The organism is Sulfitobacter sp. 1A13353 (assembly GCF_043557255.1).
Lineage (GTDB): Bacteria > Pseudomonadota > Alphaproteobacteria > Rhodobacterales > Rhodobacteraceae > Sulfitobacter > Sulfitobacter faviae.
In genome coordinates, this window is the sequence record NZ_JBIFFS010000004.1 from 17,781 (window position 1) to 39,365 (window position 21,585).

The 21,585-nt window shown below is 56.8% G+C and carries 24 protein-coding genes; 3 read left to right on the forward strand and 21 right to left on the reverse strand.

All coding sequences use genetic code 11. The features are described 5' to 3' along the window. Window positions 1–17: 17 nt before the first annotated feature. Window positions 18–617: a helix-turn-helix domain-containing protein gene (locus tag ACGYLO_RS10585; RefSeq protein ID WP_394376431.1), complete on the reverse strand. Its 600-nt coding sequence runs from the start codon at window positions 615–617 to the stop codon at window positions 18–20. A gap of 106 nt (window positions 618–723) precedes the next feature. Here ACGYLO_RS10585 and ACGYLO_RS10590 point away from each other — a divergent pair, with 106 nt between their 5' ends. Then, a complete protein-coding gene (locus tag ACGYLO_RS10590) occupies window positions 724–921 on the forward strand; it encodes a hypothetical protein (RefSeq protein WP_394376432.1) in 198 nt (65 codons plus the stop codon). A gap of 918 nt (window positions 922–1,839) precedes the next feature. Here ACGYLO_RS10590 and ACGYLO_RS10595 read toward each other — a convergent pair. Beyond that, the gene (locus tag ACGYLO_RS10595; RefSeq protein ID WP_394376433.1) at window positions 1,840–4,125 is read right to left on the reverse strand and encodes an adenosylcobalamin-dependent ribonucleoside-diphosphate reductase; all 2,286 of its coding nucleotides are present in this window, start codon (window positions 4,123–4,125) and stop codon (window positions 1,840–1,842) included. A 391-nt stretch (window positions 4,126–4,516) separates the two neighbouring features. Here ACGYLO_RS10595 and ACGYLO_RS10600 point away from each other — a divergent pair, with 391 nt between their 5' ends. Then, a complete protein-coding gene (locus ACGYLO_RS10600) occupies window positions 4,517–4,966 on the forward strand; it encodes a L,D-transpeptidase (RefSeq protein ID WP_394376434.1) in 450 nt (149 codons plus the stop codon). Window positions 4,967–4,969: 3 nt separating this feature from the next. Here the strand turns inward: ACGYLO_RS10600 and ACGYLO_RS10605 are convergent, their stop codons facing one another. The 18 genes from ACGYLO_RS10605 to ACGYLO_RS10690 form a co-directional block, all read right to left on the reverse strand. Continuing rightward, window positions 4,970–6,193 carry a TerD family protein gene (locus ACGYLO_RS10605; RefSeq protein ID WP_394376435.1) on the reverse strand — a complete coding sequence of 408 codons (1,224 nt, stop codon included), beginning with the start codon at window positions 6,191–6,193 and terminating at the stop codon, window positions 4,970–4,972. Beyond that, a complete protein-coding gene (locus ACGYLO_RS10610) occupies window positions 6,190–6,687 on the reverse strand; it encodes a hypothetical protein (protein ID WP_394376436.1) in 498 nt (165 codons plus the stop codon). The genes ACGYLO_RS10605 and ACGYLO_RS10610 overlap by 4 nt, the downstream gene beginning before the upstream one ends. Before the next feature lie 104 nt (window positions 6,688–6,791). Next, complete coding sequence (locus ACGYLO_RS10615) at window positions 6,792–8,045, reverse strand: VWA domain-containing protein (RefSeq protein WP_394376437.1); 1,254 nt, start codon at window positions 8,043–8,045, stop codon at window positions 6,792–6,794. 3 nt (window positions 8,046–8,048) lie between these two features. Continuing rightward, window positions 8,049–8,300 carry a hypothetical protein gene (locus ACGYLO_RS10620; protein WP_394376438.1) on the reverse strand — a complete coding sequence of 84 codons (252 nt, stop codon included), beginning with the start codon at window positions 8,298–8,300 and terminating at the stop codon, window positions 8,049–8,051. Between the two features lie 92 nt (window positions 8,301–8,392). Next, on the reverse strand, window positions 8,393–8,968 hold the full coding sequence (locus ACGYLO_RS10625; RefSeq protein WP_394376439.1) for a TerD family protein: 576 nt from the start codon (window positions 8,966–8,968) through the stop codon (window positions 8,393–8,395). A 99-nt stretch (window positions 8,969–9,067) separates the two neighbouring features. Further along, window positions 9,068–9,643, reverse strand: a complete 576-nt coding sequence (locus ACGYLO_RS10630; protein ID WP_394376440.1) for a TerD family protein — start codon at window positions 9,641–9,643, stop codon at window positions 9,068–9,070. Window positions 9,644–9,664: 21 nt separating this feature from the next. Next, window positions 9,665–10,642, reverse strand: a complete 978-nt coding sequence (locus tag ACGYLO_RS10635) for a calcium/sodium antiporter (RefSeq protein ID WP_394376441.1) — start codon at window positions 10,640–10,642, stop codon at window positions 9,665–9,667. 67 nt (window positions 10,643–10,709) lie between these two features. Then, entirely contained in the window at window positions 10,710–11,159 is a 450-nt protein-coding gene (locus ACGYLO_RS10640) for a tellurite resistance TerB family protein (protein WP_394376442.1), read from the reverse strand. A gap of 11 nt (window positions 11,160–11,170) precedes the next feature. Then, window positions 11,171–11,770, reverse strand: a complete 600-nt coding sequence (locus tag ACGYLO_RS10645) for a TerD family protein (RefSeq protein ID WP_394376443.1) — start codon at window positions 11,768–11,770, stop codon at window positions 11,171–11,173. An 88-nt stretch (window positions 11,771–11,858) separates the two neighbouring features. After that, entirely contained in the window at window positions 11,859–12,629 is a 771-nt protein-coding gene (locus ACGYLO_RS10650; protein ID WP_394376444.1) for a TerB family tellurite resistance protein, read from the reverse strand. Between the two features lie 5 nt (window positions 12,630–12,634). Then, window positions 12,635–13,567: an HpcH/HpaI aldolase/citrate lyase family protein gene (locus ACGYLO_RS10655; RefSeq protein WP_394376445.1), complete on the reverse strand. Its 933-nt coding sequence runs from the start codon at window positions 13,565–13,567 to the stop codon at window positions 12,635–12,637. Continuing rightward, window positions 13,567–14,676: a cysteine protease StiP domain-containing protein gene (locus tag ACGYLO_RS10660; RefSeq protein ID WP_394376446.1), complete on the reverse strand. Its 1,110-nt coding sequence runs from the start codon at window positions 14,674–14,676 to the stop codon at window positions 13,567–13,569. Before ACGYLO_RS10660 ends, ACGYLO_RS10655 begins: the two co-directional genes overlap by 1 nt. After that, window positions 14,676–15,428, reverse strand: coding sequence for a hypothetical protein (locus ACGYLO_RS10665; RefSeq protein ID WP_394376447.1), 753 nt, complete (start codon window positions 15,426–15,428; stop codon window positions 14,676–14,678). The genes ACGYLO_RS10660 and ACGYLO_RS10665 overlap by 1 nt, the downstream gene beginning before the upstream one ends. A gap of 1 nt (window position 15,429) precedes the next feature. Continuing rightward, window positions 15,430–16,626 (reverse strand): phosphoribosyltransferase domain-containing protein, encoded by a 1,197-nt coding sequence (locus ACGYLO_RS10670; protein ID WP_394376448.1) that lies wholly within the window; start codon window positions 16,624–16,626, stop codon window positions 15,430–15,432. A gap of 130 nt (window positions 16,627–16,756) precedes the next feature. Further along, complete coding sequence (locus ACGYLO_RS10675; RefSeq protein WP_394376449.1) at window positions 16,757–17,344, reverse strand: DUF1523 family protein; 588 nt, start codon at window positions 17,342–17,344, stop codon at window positions 16,757–16,759. Between the two features lie 230 nt (window positions 17,345–17,574). Then, on the reverse strand, window positions 17,575–18,360 hold the full coding sequence (locus ACGYLO_RS10680) for a hypothetical protein (RefSeq protein WP_394376450.1): 786 nt from the start codon (window positions 18,358–18,360) through the stop codon (window positions 17,575–17,577). A gap of 155 nt (window positions 18,361–18,515) precedes the next feature. Further along, on the reverse strand, window positions 18,516–19,517 hold the full coding sequence (locus tag ACGYLO_RS10685; protein ID WP_394376451.1) for a hypothetical protein: 1,002 nt from the start codon (window positions 19,515–19,517) through the stop codon (window positions 18,516–18,518). A 115-nt stretch (window positions 19,518–19,632) separates the two neighbouring features. After that, window positions 19,633–20,145: a hypothetical protein gene (locus tag ACGYLO_RS10690; RefSeq protein ID WP_394376452.1), complete on the reverse strand. Its 513-nt coding sequence runs from the start codon at window positions 20,143–20,145 to the stop codon at window positions 19,633–19,635. A gap of 164 nt (window positions 20,146–20,309) precedes the next feature. Here ACGYLO_RS10690 and ACGYLO_RS10695 point away from each other — a divergent pair, with 164 nt between their 5' ends. Next, the gene (locus tag ACGYLO_RS10695; protein ID WP_394376453.1) at window positions 20,310–20,912 is read left to right on the forward strand and encodes a DNA-binding protein; all 603 of its coding nucleotides are present in this window, start codon (window positions 20,310–20,312) and stop codon (window positions 20,910–20,912) included. Between the two features lie 12 nt (window positions 20,913–20,924). Here ACGYLO_RS10695 and ACGYLO_RS10700 read toward each other — a convergent pair whose 3' ends face one another. Next, window positions 20,925–21,494: a J domain-containing protein gene (locus ACGYLO_RS10700; protein ID WP_394376454.1), complete on the reverse strand. Its 570-nt coding sequence runs from the start codon at window positions 21,492–21,494 to the stop codon at window positions 20,925–20,927. Between the last annotated feature and the right edge of the window lie 91 nt (window positions 21,495–21,585).

Genomic DNA, 21,585 nt, shown 5'->3' on the forward strand with positions numbered 1-21,585 from the left:
GGTGCTGCGGAGTAGTTTCAATCATCAATCCGCAGACCTTCACGATGAACGATATAGCTCAGCGTGTTGGGCACATCCCGCGCCCCGATAACCTCACTCATGCGTCCGGTAAGCAGATCCGCATGGGCTTTCGAGCGCCGCCGAAGCTCAAAGGCCGCCATCGGCGTATCGACACCCTCGGGCGCATCATCCGCGACCACGGCGAGAATGTCGTAATCGCTGTCCGGCCGGTGGTCGCCGCGCGCGCGGCTGCCAAAAAGCCAGACCTCCACGGCGTGCATCTCTGTTCTGCAGAGCTGGACCAGAACTTTGACCTCAGGGGGGAGGTTGATGTGCTTGGCCATTTGAGGTTTCTCCCGCAGCACAAAGCCCAGCTGGAACCCGAAAGGACGCCCGATTTTGGTCAGGACCTCCGCGGTGGGGTTGGCCTTCCCTGTCTCGATAGCGCTCAGATGCGCAAGGCTAAGACCGAAGTGCTTGGCGAATTTGGTCTGGGTAAACCCCAGAGCGTTGCGCATATCCCGGACAGCGCCTGGCAGTTGAAGCTCGCCCTCCATCGCGCGGCGGTGGATTTCATGGCGCCGGGCGCGGGTTTCATCTTTGGATAAGGGTTTCATCACCACGGCAGCCTCTACATAGGAAGTTGAATTGTTCACGTATTGTAGATTTTCGCAATGGCCATAAGTATGATGGAAAAAGAAGGCGAGCAGCGGAGGGCCTAAAGTGACCAAAAAACATAATGTGGGCTTAGATGAGAAATCGGGTCCCAGCTTCTCCGACGTGGTCAAGGAAACTCCGCCCCTCGATAGAGAATGCCAGATCAAATTTATGACGGAAGCACCAGCGCGTCATAATGCGATCGTGGATCGCTGGAAGAAGGACGATGAGATCTGCGCCATGTTGTCGGCGAGACGATTGTAGCGAAACAGGAGGTATTTGATGAGCGAGAAAGCATACGCACGCTTTATGGATGTTTCGACAGCAGTTTTTGTCGCAGGCAACATTGTGTTGCTGGTTGGCGTGACTGCTCGGATCATCATGAGTTAGACACGGTTGGGATTAGAAGAGCTCTGCGATCTTCGGCGATTAAGTCCATTCATGGTGGACCTTTCAGCCTATATTTAAAGGGACGGCTAATCCGGGTAAGGGTTTTTCTGGCAGAGTTGGCCCTGTCGTTTTCGAAAGCGCTCGAATGCGGACAGGTCAGGCAGAAGTGTTTGTCGAACTTGGCCTGGGTGAAACCCAAAGCAGTGCTCTTACTGAGCACGGGGCAGGATAGACCAAGCAGGCCTTCACATCACCGCGGTTGGCCTCCTGGGGCAGCGCGCGTCGTTCGTCTTTGAAAATTGCTTATGAGCCTAGTGTTTTGAAGCCGCTTGCTGCAAACGCTCCCAAAATCTCCCCAAGTTTGAGATGATATTGCGTGCTTGATGACACTTCCTTTACGGCTTCACCTAGTGTCTGATCGACGTCTGTCAGGAACCTACCACCCATCATTCTCATACCCTTCGCAGTGAGATGCGGTTTGATCATAGGTTGTGGGTGCCTAAACTTATCATTGCACCTGATGATGCCTTCATTGCGCAGCCATATGCAGCAGTTTGAAAATACCTCCGCATCGTCAGAGGACAAACCAAGATCTTCGTACGATAAAGTAACACAGCTCAATCCGGTCTCGATAAGCTTATCAAGAACCATTGCCATTACCTTTTCATCTCTCTCGAGATTTGATCGTTGAACCATTTGATGTCTCCAATACGTAAGCTGTCTTTTTCTTCGTTAGTGGCGTGGAATGGCACTGTATTTATGCCATTCCTATTTTTATCAGTCACTTACGCATTACGAGCAAGCGCTCCAGCCGCATGAATTGCACTGCTTGCAGCCGCCCTGAAAAACGATGTCGCAGTTGCCGTAATCCTTGCAGCCATCAAGCTGAACCTTCTTCGCGCCCAGCTCCGGCACCGGTGCCTCGGAGGTCTGAACCTCCCCATTCACCACGGCCTCAGCCTTCACGCCCTTGGGCAGCTTCGCCTGCATCAGGCCCAGACCAGCAACGTGCTGGCGCAGGATGCCACCGATCGCGGCTGCCAGCGACGGGATATATCCCTGACCCGGCATGAAGGAGCCGCCGCGGGGATCAAATACACCTTCGAGCTCTTCGACGATGAAGGTCGGGTCTTCGGTGCGGCGGAAGACGGCCGTCATCAGAAGCGTGACGGTGTCGATCCACATCTTGGACTCGATGTTCTTCGTGTTGATGAAGATCTCATGCGGGCATTTGCCACCGTTCGCCATCTCACGGTCATTGACTGTGATGTAGAAGGCATGCGGCAGATCGGGCCAGCTCAGCTTGTAGGTTGCGCCCGACAGAACCTCGTCACGGCCGGCCAGAACGTCTTTGCGCACTTCGGGCTCGACGTTTTTCGCAGGTGACTTATCGCTCTCAACCGACAAAACCGAACCGGTCACGTCGTTGGGGCGGTAGGTTGTGCAGCCTTTGCAGCCTGTGTCCCACGCCTGCATATAGACGTCCTTGAATGCGTCGAAGGAGATGTCCTCGGGGCAGTTGATCGTCTTAGAGATCGAACTGTCGATCCATCTCTGCGCGGCGGCCTGCATTTTGACGTGGTCGGCCGGCGGCAGGGTCTGGGCGTTGACGAAGAAGTCGGGCAGGTGCTTGTCGTCAAAGGCTTCACCGTTGCCGATCTTGCCGCTCTCCCACATGTCGCGGTACATCGCATAGGCATAGTCCTCGACCTGCTCTTCGGTGCGCGTGCCATCTTTCTGCAGAACCTTACGGGTATAGGCATAGGCGAAGACAGGCTCGATGCCGGAGCTGACGTTGCCCGCATAGAGGCTGATCGTGCCGGTGGGCGCGATAGAGGTCAGCAGTGCGTTGCGGATGCCGTGCTCACGGATCGCGTCGCGCACATCATCGTCCATCTGCATCATGTTGCCGGATGCGAGGTACTTTTCTGCATCGAAAAGCGGGAAGGGGCCTTTCTCTTTGGCAAGCTCGACGCTGGCCAGGTAGGCAGCGCGGGCGATGGCTTTCATCCAGACTTCGGTTTGGGCGGCAGCCTCATCGGAGCCATAGCGCAGACCCATCATCAGCAGGGCATCGGCAAGACCGGTGACGCCAAGGCCAATGCGGCGCTTGTTTTTGGCTTCTTCCTGCTGCTCGGGCAGGGGGAAGTTCGACACGTCGACGACGTTATCCATCATACGGACCGAGGTTGCGACCAACTCGTTCAGCGCATCGACATCAAGTGCGGCATCGGACTGGAAAGGATTGGCCACCAGACGCGCCATGTTCACTGATCCCAGAAGACATGCACCGTAAGGGGGCAGGGGCTGCTCACCACAGGGGTTGGTCGCGGCGATGGTCTCGCAGTAGTTCAGATTGTTGGCCTTGTTGATGCGGTCGATGAAGATGACGCCCGGCTCGGCATAATCATAGGTCGCCTGCATGATCGAGTTCCACAACTCCAGCGCGCGCACAGTCTTATAGACCTTGCCTTCGAAGACGAGGTCCCATTCGGCGTCCGCCTTGACCGCCTCCATGAAGGGATCAGTGATCAGCACAGACATGTTGAACATGCGCAGGCGTGCGGCATCCTGCTTGGCGGAGATGAATTTCTCCACATCAGGGTGATCACAGCGCATGGTCGCCATCATCGCCCCGCGGCGCGAACCCGCAGACATGATGGTGCGGCACATAGCGTCCCAGACATCCATGAAGGACAAAGGGCCGGAAGCGTCAGCGGAGACACCAACCACATCCGCACCATGGGGGCGGATCGAGGAGAAGTCGTAACCGATACCACCACCCTGCTGCATGGTCAGCGCGGCTTCTTTCAGCATATCAAAGATGCCAGGCATGCTGTCGGGGATGGTGCCCATGACGAAACAGTTGAACAGGGTCACGCGGCGCGCGGTGCCAGCACCGGCGGTGATCCGACCGGCGGGCAGGTATTTGAAGTTGGTCAGAGCGCCGTAGAAGATCTCTTCCCAATGGGCGGAATCCTTTTCGGCCCTGGCGAGATCCTTGGCGATGCGGCGCCAGCTGTCTTCAATGTTCTGATCGATCGGCGTGCCGTCGGCTTTCTTGAAGCGATACTTCATATCCCAGATCTGCGAGGAGATTGGTGGGAGAGTGGCCTCTACATTGTTTTTCGCAACTGCGGTTTTGTTTTTCGCAACGGACATATGAATAACCTTTTTGTCGTTAGAGTGAGTGTCGGCATTCATGCCGCGGGAAGTCCAAGCTAGATCTGGCGTGAGAAAACGCCAACCAGAGTTTTCTCAAGATATGGAGATTTTTTCAGGCGTTACACTTTATCTAGTATCGAAAACCTATTTCACATCTCGATATACCGAGGTTCGTCTCGATCTTCAACTGCGAAAAACAAAGAATTTCAGCAAAAAATCACTTGAATCTCATGTTATGAAGACGGGTATCTCTATGGGGTTTACGGGGGGTCTTGGTTAGGATGAGGTATACAGGAGTGTACCTATGTTCCAAATTCGCATTTTCTTGCTCGCCGCCTTGATGGGGCTCGGGCTTATCGGATCTGCCCAAGCCGCACCGGCCGTCTCCGGTGCGGTCCCAACAGAAGTCGTGGTCGATGTCTCTGCCCAGACTATGGCCGTCTATATCGATGGGTCTCTCTTTGATGTCTGGCCGGTGTCGACCGCACGGCCAGGCAAGATCACTCCGCGGGGGAAATGGTCGCCTAATTTCCTGTCAAAGCACCACAAGTCGAGCCGCTATAACAATGCGCCGATGCCCTTCTCGATCTTCTATGATGGGAACTTCGCGATCCACGGGACCAATCAGATCAGCAAGCTTGGCAGCACGGCCTCTGCCGGTTGCGTGCGATTGGCCACGGAGAACGCGGAAGTGCTCTTTAACCGTGTTCAAAAATACGGTCTTAAGTCCTTCCGCGTTACTGTGATCGACTGATCTCTACTTGCTGCCTGCGCGCCAGCGCATCCCGAAGCCGTAAGCATCATCCATATAGCTATGGCCACGATGGAAGGTGACCTCGCGCGAGACCTTGATCTGACCGCCCTTGTTCTCAAGGTAGGCCACAGCGCACATGCCGTGGTTTGATCCGAACTCGTTCATTTTGACTTCGATCTCGGGCTGGCCCGGCACCATGATGCGAACAACACCATCAGTCTCCGCCCAGTTGGCCGTACCCTCATAGATGAAGGCATAGATCAGAACACGGTGGATCTCCGACCACATCGACCCATTGATGTCGATCCATTCGCCATCGGTCACGGCACCGGTGCGGTCGTCGCCCAGCAGCTTCACATAAGGAAAGTAGTCGTAATCCCCGAAGCTGTTGCCCAGCGCCTGTACGGCGGTGATGTTGCCGTGGACGTCTTCCACGAAGGCGCCGAGATCCAGATCGATCGCGGTAGACCCGAGGCCCAGCAGGCCTGCTTTGCGCGGGCGCTGGTTCCAGTTCAAGTTGACCCGGATTTTCCCGAAGCGCCCATCATCTTTCTTGAGATTTACCGTCTTGTCGTTCTTCGTGAGGCTGATCTTGCTCAGATTCAGCGGTGCTGCACTTGGTGCTGGCGCCGGAGTAGGCGTGGCTTTGGGCCGGGCCATATTCACCGGTGCTGCCGGAGCAGGCGCGGGGGCGCGTGTAGGAGCCGCCTGAGGTGCCGGTGCGGGATCATCCGCGATATCCACGCCGTAGTGCTCAGAGATTGCCTTCAGGCCGCCGTTGAACCCTTGTCCGACATGGCGCATCTTCCAGTCTCCGCCGCGGCGGTAAATCTCCGCCAGGATCAGCGCGGCCTCGGAGCGTCCTTGCATGTTGATAGCAATCTGATGCTCGCCGCGCGCGTCCAGATGGATCTGCGAGATATGCCCAAGTGACTGATTGGTACCATTGGCTGTTGCGAAAATCACGATCTTCTCGACCTCGGCCGGGATGCGGTTCAATTGAATCGAGAACACCGTGTGATGTGTGGCTTGGGGCGTCAGCGTAAGCGCCCCGGCGCTGATCGAAGGCTGATTGTAGAAACACATGTCGCCATCGCCGCGCACCTTGCCACCCGCATAGGTCTGCAAGGCCGTGATGTCGGCGCTCTCGCCTGCTGGCAGGACAACGTCCAAGGTGATCTCGCGTTGTTGCAGTGGCGCGTTGGCGCCCATGGATAATTGGGTCATGCGAACTCCATCTTTGATTTAACAATGGCTTTTTGGTTGCGGGTGATGCCACCGACGAGAAATGCGACGAGGCCGATCGGGAAAAGAGACATCAGAGGAAAGCTCAGCAGATAGGGGTTGTCTGCCGCGCAGGTCCCCATGGAAAACATCAGATAGCCAGTCGCCAGGAACGGCAAAGTGAGGATCCACATCGAATGCCCCGGCACCGACATGAAGCGTCGCGCGCGGGGCTTTGACATGGCTTTCATATCTGCAGGCAGGAAGTGCTTCGACAGCTGATGCGCCCCCAGGATGATGCCACCATAGATCGAGAAGAGCATCGCGATCTCATAGGTGGCGACCTGATCTGTGCAAAGACCAGGGCTATGAATGGACGCAAGGGTGGGGACGGCAGAGAGGAATGCGCTCAATGCGATCAGCCAGAGCGATCCGGCCTCGACTGAGCTGATCTCTTCATTAATCCCGCGCAGCACCAGGATGATCAGCGCGGTCATGAAGCCGCCTGCCGCGAACAGCGCCAAGGATTGGTCGGAAACCATCGAGAGGTAGAGGTAAAAGGCGCTGCAGGGCAGCAGCGCCAATCGTGGGATCACATTCATCAGCTCAGGATCCCGGCGCCGCGCGCCGCGGTGAGCCACTCGGGGAACTCGTCGAGAACTTCATCATAGAACTCATCAGGCGTCGGTGCCGAAGGATCTGCCACATTGAAGAAGTCCGCGTTATCGATGGTCCGACCGGGCAGATCGTCGAGCTCCTGCAAGAAGCTCGTGCGGTTCGCTGCAAAGAAGCCTTCCTGCACCAGCCCCATGTACTTCCAGAAGATCGGCTCGTCGGCGCTCTCTTTGAGGTTCTTGAGCGTCAGCGGTTTGTCGTCGGTGCTCCCGTCGGTCACGAAGAACACAAAGACCGGCAGACCATCTTTGAAATCCGGTGCGTAGAACTTGCGGATCGCAGCCATGGCCTTGCCATAGCGGGTTCCGCCTTCGAGTGGGTGGTCCTTCAGGGCGCGCGCGCTGAAACCCTTATAATTGGCGGCGTTCACCGACCCATATTCATGGGTATTTCTCCCGAAGAGGAAGACATCGATTTCGCCATCGTCGTCGAATGTCAGACCCAGTGCCAAGGCACGCTCCACCAGCGTGTCGATCTTGCCTGTCCGGAACAGCTTCGACATGGAGCCGGAGATATCGAGGCAAAGGCAGACTTTAGCCATGGGCACCGGGCTGCCGCGCTTTTCGAGGTTGACGCCAACCGATTTGACCAGAGAGACGAGGGCAGGGGCGTCCTTCTCGAGTTTCACGATCCGCTTTGCCAGATCGACGGTGCCCTTCTGGGGGGCGGCTTCCGCTGCCGGACCTTCATCGGCTACCTCGATGCCGAAATGGGTGGCCAATGCCGCCAGGCCGCCGTTGAAACCCTGACTGACGTTGCGGATTTTCCAGTCGCCGTTGCGGCGGTAGACTTCCGCCAGGATCAAGGCCTTCTCGCTGCGCCCGGCCGTTGGAATGGTCATGTCCGGGCCGTTCTTACAGGTGATCTGCAAATCACCCAGCCCGTCAAAGCTCTTGGCGTCCAGCGTTGCTGTGATAGCGATCTTTTCCACATCATCGGGCAGCTGATCGAGCAGCAAGACGAAATCGGTTTCGGTGTCGCTTTGCCGGTCCGTGGTCACGGCCCCGCCCGCCACCGAAGGCTGGTTAAAGAAGCACATGTCATCATCGCCGCGCACCTTGCCGCCCGCGTAAAGGACGAAGGCCGAGATGTCGGCACCGGCACCCGCGGGCTGGATCACGGTGAGCAGGGGAGAGCGGACTGTGAGGGCGGCATTGGCGCCCGGGGTCAATGTGGTCATGGATCAGGCTTTCAATTTAAAGGCATGGCAAGCGAGCAGCACGATGATCGTGATCGGCGTGAATATTGCTGCGATTACAAGAATGAGGGCCACCCGCGGCATCGAGGCTTCGGGCGTGCCAACCCGCGCCCAGCGGCCTCCTGGCATTGCGCCATAGGCAAGCTCATCGATGAAGACGAGCCGGGTATAGAGGATAACCATAACGGCGTAGATGACCGAAATGACAAAGACGGTTTCTGGGTCGGGGTTGAGCATCAAGGTGATCTCCAGACGATCTCTTTCCAAAAGGCACATGACCCGTGCCCTCTGGAAAGAGGCCCGCATTGCGGGCCTCCCGGGGTGCGTGATTAGATGTTCACGCCGTGGTTTGCCGCGAGCGGGCCGAGGCCACCAGCAAAGCCCTGTTCGATCGCCTTAAACTTCCACTCGTCGCCCTTCTTGTAGAGCTCACCAAAAATCATGGCAGTCTCCATCGAGGCGTCCTCGCTGAGGTCAAAGCGCGCCAGCTCGGCATCGCCGTTCTGGTTCACAACGCGCATGAAGGCATTGGAAACCTGACCGAAGTTCTGGCTGCGGCTTTCGGCTTCGTGGATGGTCACAGCGAAGACCAGCTTCTCAACATCGGCGGGGACCTTGGACAGGTCGACCTTGACCTGTTCGTCGTCACCATCGCCGGCGCCGGTCAGGTTGTCACCCAGGTGCTCAACAGAACCATCTTCGGACTTCAGGTTGTTGAAGAAGATGAAGCCATTGTCGTTCAGGACTTTGCCATCTGCGCCGACCATGAAGACGGAAGCATCCAAGTCGAAATCCTTGCCGTCGGTTGCGCGGGCATCCCAGCCCAGGCCAACGAGGATGGTGGTGAGGCCAGGAGCCTCTTTGGTGAGCGAAACGTTGGCGCCTTTGGAAAGCGATACAGCCATGTGAATTCTCCTAATTCTTTCGTTGGTTCGTCCCGAAGCTCCTGCCCGGGTACAGATCGGTGTGCCGCCGCGGAATTCGCAAACCCCGCGGCGGGTCGTTTAGATGGCGATGCCGTACTGATCGCACATCGCCTTCAGACCGCCGGCGTAGCCCTGGCCCACGGCCTTGAACTTCCACTCGCCATTGTGGCGGTACAGGTCTGCGAAAATCATCGCGGATTCCGTGCTGTAGTCCTCAGAAAGGTCGTAGCGGACGACCTCGGCGCCGGTGGCGTCGTTGACGATGCGGATGAAGGCATTGTCGACCTGGCCGAAAGACTGGCCGCGCGGCTGGGCGTCGTGGATGGTGACGGTGATCGCAATCTTGGTCACGTCAGCCGGTACCTTGGACAGGTCGACCTTCAGCTGTTCGTCGTCACCTTCACCTTCGCCGGTGCGGTTGTCGCCGGTGTGCTCGACCGAGCCGCATGCGGATTTCATCTGGTTGTAGAAGATGAAGTCGGCGGAGCTGCGGACCTTGCCGTTGTCGCCCAGCAGGAAGACCGATGCGTCGAGGTCAAACTCGGAGCCGTCAGTGACACGAGGATCCCAGCCGAGGCCGATCAGCACATTGTTGAGGCCCGGATCGGTTTTGGTAAGCGACAGGTTCTGACCTTTGGAAAGCGTAAGAGCCATTTTGGTATCCTTTCGAGGAAGTTAGAGAGAGGCGATGAGTGTCTCAGCTGCACCGCTATATTGCAGAGCGGTGAAGCCGATGTAGGCCAAAGCCATTGCGGCCCCGGCAATCCGACCGATACGGCCGAAAGCGAAGAGCATCAGAGCGAAGACCATGGTCACAGCGATGACGATGGGCATGTCGAATGCAGCAAAGCGGCTGTCGATCACGAGAGGCTTCACCACTGCGGAGAAGGCCATGACAGACAGGATATTGAAAATGTTGGAGCCAACGATGCCGCCGAGGATCATATCGGATTCCCCCTTACGGGCAGCGGCGACACAGGCGGTGAGCTCGGGCAGGGATGTGCCGAAGGCGATCATGGTCATGCCAATGACGGCCTCGGGAACCCCAAGCGCGATACCACCTGCAACGGCGCCTTGAACCAGAAGCTCAGAGCCGACCAGCAGCGTGATGATGCCCAATGTGACCATCAGATAGGGGTTCTTGGTACCTTCGGCAGCTTCTTCGATATCATCGACGTCAAGCTTCGAGGCTTTGTACTGATAGATGATATAGCCGATAATCGCGACAACCATGGCGATGCCACCCCAGCGGGGCAACAGACCATAAAGGATCGCAGGCACCATGGCCGCGGTGGCGAGGATCATGACGATCGCATCGACACGAATTGCGGCTCGGCTGATGAAAATCGGTGCAATCATAGCCGAAACACCGATCACCATAAGCACATTCGCAACGTTGGAACCGATGACGTTGCCGACCGAAATGCCGGGATATCCAGAGATATTGGCGTTAATCGAAGTGAAGAGTTCAGGCGCCGATGTGCCAAAGGCAACGATTGTGGCCGCGATGAACATTTTGGACAGGCCAGAGCGATCTGCGATCGCAACAGCGCTGTCGATGGTCCAATCCCCACCTTTCACAAGCAGGTAAACACCAAAGGCAATCGAGCCGAGGGCGATGATGGCCATTTGGTAGCTGTCGAGGCTATGCATCTTGAAAAAGTCTCCGGGGAAAATGCTTGGGGGATATAAGGGCGGCCAAAAAGCCGCCTCTTATTGATCACAAATCGAAATCAGCCGGGTTCAGACCTAGTTCGAGGCAGATCTCGCGCACGACTGCCTGTTCGTCGGCGTCGAAATCACCATCAGCTGCGCCGATGGCACAGATCACACGCACCAAGAGGCGGGCCTGATCGTCTTTGCCTTTGATTTTTCCGATGGTCTGCAGGGCGGAAGCCTTGCCGATCGACGCATCAAATTCGAAATCCGCGGTAGTCTTATTGAAGACCTCAATGACCTGACGCATTTCAAAGTGCTTCAGCTCTTCCGCGCGCTGGATGAAGCCGGCCATCTTCTGCTTTTCGTCAGCGGAGATGTCACCGTCGGCTGCAGCGACCAGGGCGCAGCCAGAAACCACAGCCTCCATGAAGGAGCGGTTTTTGAATTTCGAGGTTTCGGCAGCCAAGCGGTCGCGGGTCTTGTTGGCGCTGTCTTTGAGCCAGTTCAGCATTGTTGTTCTCCTTACAGGACGCGGATTGCGTCGTTGGCGAGGTCGCGGACGGTGCGGCCGGTGGCAGGAACACCATGGGCAGTCATCTTCCAGCCATCGCTCGTTTTCGCAAGCGACGCCATGATAACACCGGTGTGCGAACCCTGTTCGGCCAGCGTATATTTGCAGATCTCTTTGTTGCCGTTCTCGTCGACCAGGCGTGCGACAGCGTTGTCGACTTCGTTGAACGTCTGGCCGCGGAAGGAGTTCACGGTGAACACCAGATAGGCGGCGGCGGAGTTCAGCTTGGTCAGATCGACGTGAATGACTTCATCGTCGCCATCGCCCTGGCCGGTCAGGTTGTCGCCGTCGTGTTGAATCGAACCATCTTTGGAACGCAACTGAGAGAAGGAAACAGTGTCGAGCACTGTTTTCGCAGAATCCAAAACGATCACCGATGCGTCGAGATCGATATCACCACCGGATGAAGCGCTAAGCAGTTTGCCGAAGAAGCCTTTCTTCTCGTTGCTGCCAGCCGGGTCCCAGCCCAAACCCATGAAAACTTTTGTAAGACCGCGGCTGCCACTTTTCTCAAGTGACAGTGTCTGTCCTTTTGCGAGGGAAATGCTCATCGAATACTCCTTTGTCGATCTCATCTTTAATTATGGATGTCAGATTGAAACGCAATAGGATTGCGAAAATAAATATCCCAGACGCGATTCACGGCGCAGGACTGTCGTCATTTTCAGGCAGAGGACGCGCTTTCAGGGTTGCGCTGACATCCTCATAGGCCTTGTTGATCGAGGCCATGCGACTGGTTGCCAAGGATTGCATCTCTTCGGGCAGGCCGCGCGATGCCAGCACGTCAGGATGGTTCTCCTTCACCAGCTGACGCCAAGCGCGGCGCGCATCTTGCGCTGTCGCATTACCTGGAAGGCCAAGAATGTCGAAAGGATTTTCACGGCCAGGTACATGTCGGGCAATTAGAATATCGAACTGCTCATCGGGCACCTCGAATACCTCTGCAACATCCCGCAGAAATCCTTCTTCATCAGGGTGAAATTCTCCGTCCGCCATGGCGATGTGAAAAAGACCGTCGAGCACATCGTGGCGTAGGGCATCTGCTTGCTCACCGGCACCCAAAGCATTGGATAGCTTGCGCGCATAGGTGTGATAGCCGCTGACGTCTTGGCGGCACAGGTTATAGACCCGCGCCGCATTCACCTCTTCCTGCGGGGGAATGGTGAAGATCTCACGAAACATAGTGACTTCGTCCCGGGTCACCTGGCCATCTGCCTTGGCGAGCTTTGCAGCCAGCGCAATGAAGGAGATCGAAAAGGTGACACTGTCGACACCCTTTCCACTCTCAAAGGTACGGCTGATGTCCTCACGCAGTGCAGCAATGCGAGACAGAATCAGTTGCCACAATGATTTTCGCAACGTCACGGGTGCGGGGTTCATTCCCGTCGACGCTGTGAGTTCATCATTCATGGGCCTCAGGCCTCCATTGCAAGCGTTTCTTCGACCTCCAGAACGTCCCGGCAGCCATAGGCGCGGTGACGCGCCTGGATGCGGAGCGCCCAGTTGTGATGTGTCGAAGGTTCGCACATTACGCCGCCGATTTGAAACACAGCTTTGCTATTTTTCGCAAGAATCGCTTCTGCCTGTGTCAATTCTTCCTCAGTCACCTGCATGGCTTCTTCGATCACGGGGATCTGTGCTGGGTGGATCGCCGTTTTAGAAATGAAGCCCGAAGCCACATCGCGCTCGACTTCCCGCTTCAGGGTTTCCAGATCATCGATGATATCAAAGACCGGTGCAGAGACCGGATAGCCGGCGGCTACGAACATCGACGAACACATCGAGAGCACGAAGCCCAGAGGCCCCTCCCAGGAGGTCACGCCGCGCTGGCGGCGCAGCCCGAGCGCACCCAGCAGATCATTGCCGCCCAGACGGATGGCAGAGATCAGCGTATGGTCAAATCCGTTGAACACATCACGCACCGCGGCGATGCGGCTGGGGTCGAAATATTCAGCAGTCTCAAGGGTGGGCATGACCCGCAGGCCGGCGGCCGAGACAATGTCCATCCACTGTGCCGCGTTTTCGGGGCGCACCTTTGGCGCCACAAAGCCTTCGACCGCAGTGATGTTCTTGAAGCTCGCCAGGCGGTCGGCCATGTCGATGGACCGCGGCCGCACGAAGACACGCAGGTCGGAGCGGTGATTGACGTCTTTGAGGACTTCGCGCAGCACGCCGATGCCGCGCTCCACGTCATTCTCTGCCAAGGCATCCTCGAGGCAGAGCACGATCGAGGAGGCGGCGCAGGCCGTGCGGCCACTCAGGATGTCAGGCACCTTGTTATGGATGATCGGCATATAGAGTGTCGATCCCAAGCCATAGGCGTTCAGCATGTGGTCACGATTGATCATCACGATACCTTTTCGATGAGAGTGATGGCCCGGTAAGGACCGGTAAGCTCAGCGGAGACCTCGAGATCGATGTCGTCCACGCGGCACAGATGGATCAGCGCGGCGAGATCGGGATCCTGAAGGCTGCGAACGAAGACCTTGCGGGGCTTGCGGCGCAGCACGGCACGCGTGGCCTCTGCAATACCCGGCTTGATCCGGTTGTGGTTGCTTACCGAATAGTCATAGGCGATGCGGATGATGCAATCGGAAGAGTCACCCCGCAAGAGACGCAGATTTTCTTCAGATGTCACTGACGCCGAACAGTCACCGCGCATGTTTTTCGCAAGCGCAGTGATCCGGTCCACATAATCCCGGCTAACATCGATATCTGCCAGATGGTCGACGGAGATGGTGCCGTGGAAATCGCCCTCGCCGATGACGTCCTTGTTGAGGATCGAGCGCGAGATCAGACCCGAGACATTGGCGCCAAGGATGCCCGAGGGGATTAACCAATCCTCATGCGATCCCGACATGGTCGCGTAGCCTGCCGGATCGGCCAGGACGGCCAGCTCCGCCTCGCGGCCGGAGATCTCTTTCCAGCTGCGGCGCAGCTCACGGGTGATTGCGCCTTTACCTGTCCAGCCATCCACAAAAACGATGCCCGCTTCCGGCCGGCGCTCGGAGATATAGGCCATAGCCACTTCATCGAGGCCGCGGTCGCGAATGATCGAGACACCGTAGTGGACCGAGTCCACACCCAGAGCTTTCAGCTCACGGTGCAAAAGCACGCCGTAGGGCACACCTGCGCGCACCAAAGAGCAAAGCGTGATCTGAGGGTCGAGCTCGCCCTTTGCGATGCGTTTCTGAATTTGGAGTGCCAATGAGATCATCTCTCCGGCGATCCGGGCTTCGCCGCGGGTCTGGGCCTTCTCAAAAATCTCGAGATAGCGGGTGTCGGGGCGGCGCTCATCGGAAATCATCTCCGAGTAATGCGCGGCACCACTCTGGATCAGGACTTCTTTCTCAGCGACCGCGGTTGGCTTCATTGCCACCAGTTTCAGCAGAAAAGTCACGTCCGCTGGATCGTAGGAGCCTGAGGTCAGCTCTTTTTGGGGTGTCGCGTCGAGCATCAGATCGATCCTTTCTTGAATGTCTTGTGCAGCTGGGTCTCGGTGGGGATCACCATCATGTCGCAGGATTCCATAAACGGCAGATCCGTGATGCTGTCGCCCATGCCCCAGATCGGCTGGTCGCGGGTTGGGCTGATCTTCTCGATCAGATAATCGACCGCGCCCTTCTTCGAGATGTCATGCGGCATATAGGCCAGGTTATTGCCGTTGCGGTGCTCAAAGAGCAGGCCGCCCGGAGGGCCGCCGAGAAAGCTTTCCATGACCGACTGCACTTCATCCAGGCGTTCCTCCGAGCCATTGGACTTCACGCAGTAATAGACACCACACATCTGCTCTTCGACAAGCCAGTGGCGCAGGCCCCCGTCCTCGTTCATCTCTTCGATCTTGACCTTCATATCGGCAAAGAGCTGTTCTTTGGCTTTGCAGACATCGCGGGTCCGCGCCATCCAATCCTCGTCGAGCGCGCCTTCCGGGGTCAGGATTACCGCGCCATTGGAGGCAATCTGATAGTCACTGAAGGGCAGGGCGCAGCGCGACAGGGCTTCTGTCGAACGCGCGGTCACCGGAATGAACCGGGTGCTCGCGTTCAGCCATTCAAAGGCCGAAGCCTGCGCTGGCGTCATGTAAGAGTGGCTTCCGTTCAGCGCGTGTGACGCCTTCAGGGCCTCATCGGGCGCGCCGGCCATCTTGCGGGCCGTCTGGAAAATCGTGTCATCCAAATCCGAAAATACGATAGGCTTCATTGCTGACATTTCAGATATCCATCATTTCAAAAACTTGACCGTCTTTATCGACGATATGCCCCTTGCCGAGTGCCTCGCGCAGGCGGGGGTGAATGCCTTCAACACCAGTCTCGGTGAAGAGCACGATACGGTCCCAGTCGTCCGGGTTCACATTGTGCAGATACATATCGAGGCCGATCCCGAAGTGGTCAGGAAAAGTGATCTTATGCGCGATCACCGGGCCCGGCAGGATGGGAGATCGTGTTGTGCAAATGAACCCAACGTTCCGACCAATGCGCTCAATGGTCTCTGCGAAAAGAAAGGGCTGCCAGACATGTTCGCCAGTGCCAATCACCAGAACCCGCTCCTTGCGCTTGAACCGGGGCAACTTCTCCATCCACGAGAGGTACTCGGTTTCCGACATATCACGGCCGCGCAAGCCATCGCGGGGTGAGCGGTACATTGTGGTTTCGTCCGGCTCCCAAGAGGGGCAGTCGGCCTCAGCCATCGCGGGCAGGGCGGGCAGAACCGCATCCGGGTCTTGCGTCCAGGTCCAGGAGCCCTCAAGAAGCGAGACCGCCTCGACTTCCACGTCTCCCACGGCGGATTTGACTCGCTCTGCGGCCGCGCCACCCGACCAATCGGTCAGGGTCACCAGAACGATCTTTCCGAAGTGCGCGCCATTCTCGAAAAGCCCAGCGGCCAGCTCGGCAAAGGTATTGCCGGTGGTGGTCTCGTCATCCACGAGGACCAGCGTGCTGGCGGGGCCAGGGTGGTAGCATCCGCGGGTCGGGCGCATGATAAAATGTGAGGTCGCGTGGCTGTGACCCTCTTCGATCGCAAACCAGGGCTCAGCGCCGGGCAGGGGGTGGCGTGTCGTGTGCAGATAACCCATCTCGCGTCCAGGCAGCATCTTGCGCAGCCCGTCAAAGACCCCGGCGCCAATGCCCACGGCGGTTTCTGCAAAGCCCATCACGAAGACCGCGCCGCCCTTGAGATGGGGTGCGGTCATTTCGCAAAGTGCGTTCAGCGCATCGCGGTGATCTTTCGGCGCCACCGGGATATGGCGACCCAGAACGGTCGAGACGAACAGAAACGCCCGCTTCGGGTTCTGACGCTCTGCCAGCTTGAACAGCCCGCCGCGGCGTTCGATCTGAATGTCCAGATTCAGTTTGCCCGTCGAGAGCACATGGGTTGAGGCGTTCGTTTCAGTAATAAGGTCTTTCACGTCATATCCAATCGGTTGTCGTGTAAAAATCTGTAATCCATGACAGTTTTCGCAAAGCGCAATTGTCAGCAGAGCAACTTAAGTCTTCGAAAGTGGCGGACATCGTTGCGCCCGCCCATTTTCGCAATCCTCAGCTGTTGAGGAATTCGTCGATATCTGCAGCGGATGTCGAGGCGGCAACAGGATTGCGGTCTGCTTCGCGTGTTGCGCGCTTCTCGCGACGCCGCTCACTGATGCGGGAGATCATCTTTCCGGCTTTCCAATAGGCGGTGAGGATCGCGCCCCAGACCAAGGTAAGCACAATAAAGAAGAGGTAGGGCACAGTGCTGTAGCTCTCCGCCACAGGCTCGATCTTCGTGGCATTCGGGAACAGCGAGAAGAACTTGTTGCGCCAGCCATAATGTCTCACAGCAACCAAGGATTTGTCGGAAGCCAGCGATTGCGCACGGGACTGCAGATCAGCCGAGTTCCACTTGAGGTACCAGTAGTTGTCCTCATTGCTGTAGACCTTCGGCTTCGCGCTCTCGGTGTCTTCGGTCTGGATGTAATAGACATCGCGGGTTCGCGTTGTCTCGCCATTGGCCAGCCCGCTGGCAGTGGAATCGACGCGCTTTGTCTCGACGCCAACGGCGCGGACCACATCGGTCTGTGGCACCAGGTAATGCGTTGCAGCACCCGTTACGATCAGCGTTGTTGCGAGGAGGATTTTCTTGATCATGGTCAGGGCCCCTGAAGTTGGCGAGGCGATCTCCTGACCGCCGGTATTGCGAAAAACTGTATTACTTATATTGTCCGTTTGGGGGCGGGTTGCAACAGGTGTTGCGAAAATAATTAACCTAAATAGGGAAGCCAAGGGGCGCTCATTCCCTTTTCAAACGTAAAAGACCCCGGAGCACAATGCATCCGAGGTCCAGATTGTCGCCGCTGAGGGATCAGCTGGTAGAGATGTTACCGGTAGCCGATGTCATAGCCCTGACGGTACATGTCATAGCTCTTGTCATCGCGGCCATCGCCATCTGCGTCAGACCAACGCTTGGGCTTAAAGCGCACCGACCGATCGGTGGGCACATTATGCACGAAACCCCAGTCTGTATGAGCTTCATCCTCGCCGTCGAAAGCAGCGTAGCTCCGTGGCAAGCCCGCCGCGGCATCAGCCTTACCGTCGTCCTTGCCGGCATTCAGGATATGCCCGTAAGGCGTGAACCCGGTCCGCCATTCGATGCCACCACAGGATTCACCCAAGGCAGACTGGAAGCGGTAAGCCTTGCCGTTCTTGTACCAACCGTTCTTCTTCCCGTGACCTGAGCCGCCATTGGTCTCGACGATCAGCATGTCGTTACAGACGCTTTCCAGCACATTGGTGATGTTGGTGATGTCCTGCTTCAGGACAGTGATCTGCGTCTCAAAATCGTTGATGATACTGCGAAACGAGTTGTCGACGTAAAGCTTGTTCACGTATTCAGAGGACAGGATTGGGCTATAGACATTCCCAGCAACGTTCTCCTCATATTTGGTGATATTGGTGATGTAATGCACATCGCCAGGCCCACCGCTGCCAGGTTCAATATCCTGAAAGCGATATTGAGGAGAGATGATGCCATACATCGGATCCTGGTCGATCTCGCGCGGCACTTCGACTTCATTTGCGCCACCTGAGCCTGCGTTCTGTGCTGAGGCTGCTGCAGCGATGAAAGACAAGATGAGTGCTGTACTCAGGATAGTGTTTGAGCGCATGTGCGGTCCCTTCCTAATTTCTGTAAGTATGACATATTCGCAAATTTTAGTCGCAGGAAACGGACATACAAACTGCCGAGCTCTGTGTTTTTATAGCTCGGCCCGAAACGCGGGTGGGCTATCATGGTTATCTTTACATTTCTATTTCGAAAAACTTAGAGATCCGCTTGCACCATGAGATCTGGATCTTGAGGTGTAATGACCTCAATCCGAAAGGGCTTGAGCTCCGCGGTGATCCTGTTTTGAACGACTTCTGGCGCGAGGTTATGATCCGTTACTTGTTGCAGCTTCCAGATGTCGCGCAAGGCTGTATCCGGGAGAGCGTCAAGCAGCGCGCCAAATTCACCTCGGCTCGCAAAATCGATTTCAGCCCCGTCGATGGCTTCGAGGCAGATCACATCGGGGTTGCTGGCGCCACCTGAGCAAAAGCTGTAGCGGCCGTCATCAGTCTCCGGCCAGGTGGTGACACCCCCTGAGAAGTAGGGCTCGAGAATGGACTGCGCGGCCAAATCGAAAAGTTCGGGATGAGCTTCGCAATGCTTAAGCCAGGGGTCATCCAGATCATTTTCAGAAGGTTTGAAGTAGGGGTGCTCCGACCGGTCGGGCAGGGCCCAGGAAAGTCTCCAGCGGCCATCTTCCCCCTGCAGGCAACTGTGCGACAAAAGACCCTGCAGAATTTCACTGCGGGTCGTTCTGGGGAAGCTATAGGGGCATTCTGAACTGGCATGGGCTGAGACCATGGAAGGGGATCGCAAATCCGCTTCATCCGAGGGAGCATGCATGACACCCCGTTGGATCTGGTTGACCAAAACACCCTTATTGGGCTGGTCGCGGTGGAAGTCGTCCTGCGACCCGCGATACCGCGGGTGCTTTAATGCCATCGCGCTGAAGTCAGCCCAAGACATCTTGCGCAGATCAGACATGAAAGACGCCTGCGCCTCTGGATCACCCTTCAGCTGGCCATCGAGCACCACGCTCATCTGATCATTGTCGATGATCGCGATCCCATCATCCTGCAGATCAATCTCATCGCGTTCTGTGGCTGTATATTGTATGGCAGTAAAGCTGCGCGGTACGCCACCAGTCTTGAAGGAAAGGTGGGTCACATCGTCTGGACCGTGGAGATACTTCCAAGTTTTTTGTGAGATGTCCGTCATGGCATATCCAGTTTCGCTATTTCTTCAGGATACGCCCGTTATGCGAAAAAGGACAGAAATCTGTTGGTGAGCGAAATAATGCGGCCGGGGAAGCTCCCCGACCGCCTATCTGTTATCAGGCGGGGCGCACGCGCACCATCGCGCCATTGCCCGTCAGCACGCAGGCAGAGCCAGGACGCATCGCACCTTCACCCGGATTTAGGTTCTGAACGATCGTGCGCAACCCATTTGCCCCAAGATCGACAGTGTATTCGACACCAGTGCCGCTACGGCGGTTGGTGTTTACATTGGATGCAACCTGGCTGCCGACCACGCCACCGGCGACGGTGCCCAGACCCTTGGCCAGATCACGGCCGCTGCCGCCGCCGATCTTATCACCGATCGCATTTCCGAGCGCCGCACCAATGCCGATCCCCACGGCCTGATTGATCCCGTCGCGGCTCGAGGGCGCATCATCGACCAGAGCGACATAGCGCGCCTGAGCCACGGTACAGGCGGCGACGCGCATGGCCGTATTCGCCTCCGAGGTGCGATAGACGCTGCCGCTTGGCATCTGAGCTTGGGGCGCTTGGCATGCTGCAAGGGTAAGGCCAGCAACGAAAAGGAGGGAGGTGCGGAAAAGCTGCATTGATGCGCTCCTGTTTGGATGTTGAGTGACGCCAAATGCGTCTGAATATCGTCGCGACGAACCATGTCTTGACCTATGCGAAAAATAGGGTAGATGAAAAACAATATCAAGGAAGGCCTGCGATTTTCGCAGGTCAGATAGTTTGACATGGAGAATGATGCGTAATGGTATATGCTACATATGAAGCCGTAGCCAAGGCTGCGACGACTCTGCTTTCGCAGGATAAAGAGCCAACCCTGAATGATATCAGAGATGTGCTCGGAGGCGGTTCACTAAATACCATCGGAAAACACCTTAGGACGTTTCGTGAAGGAAGAGGTGAAGCAGAAGCACGCCTCCCGCCAACTTTCGTGAACGAATTTTCTGTTGCCGCTGCTGCAGAAAATCTACTTTTAGGCGGCAAGAAACCTACTATTGAAGCTGTGCGTAAAGAGCTTGGAACTGGATCAAAACGTACAATTTCACCGCTTCTAGAGAAATGGCACGCACGGACAAACAAGGCAGCAAAGCGGGCGGCTCTTGAGGTTCCTAAAGAGCTAAGAGAAAGCTCCACACAGCTGATTGGGCGCCTTTGGTGCTTAGCTCTTGAGCATGTCCGGGATCGAGATGAAGCCACAAGGCGATCGCTCGGATATGCCGAGCGTGACCTTAAGGAAGCACGCAGGGCGCACAATAAGTTTGTTAAAGATACAGAGCGCGAAATCGGCCTCCGGGATGCGTATATCGCAGACCTCGAGAAGCGCCTCGAGATGAAAGAGAAAACGTAAGAGGCAGGGCTCCTAGATACCATATAGATGCTTAAGGTGGTCATAGGCTGAGTTCACCTGCCTTAAGCGCTCTGGGTCGCCACCATGATCCGGGTGGTGGATCTTGACCAGCCTGCGATAGGCGGCCCGAATGTCTTCCCAGGTTGCCCCGGGGCTCAGATCGAGCGCCTCAAGTGCCCGATCTATCTCGCTGTCAGGGGAGGAGGTCTCGCCGTCATACTGCGCCCGATGCATATCGGCGCCGGCCTCCATCGCGCGGATGTGCTCTTTAAGGGCTTCATTCTCGGCTTCCAGCGCATCCGCGCCGTGTTGGTATTGTGCCAAGAGTTCCTCGAGATCTGAAATATAGGCACTCATCTCGTCGATCCTGGTGCGCGCCTGGGTGGATACATCCTGCAGGACCTGAGCATGTGTTTTCCGTGACCCGCGGATGATCCTCGGCCGCGGAGCGCCAAAGGCAAGGTGAAGCCCCATGCGGATGAAAAACAGCCCGTAGGGGGAGAGCCCGAAGATGATCATCATGATGACCACGTAGGAGGCAAGATCTTGGATCGAGCTGTTTTTGATGAAGGTTTCGAACATGCAAAGACTATCGCGCCGTGCGGCGGGGGCACCAAATAAAATCATACGGGGAAAGGCGCTTACCCCGGGATTTCCTGTGGACGGTGTTGTT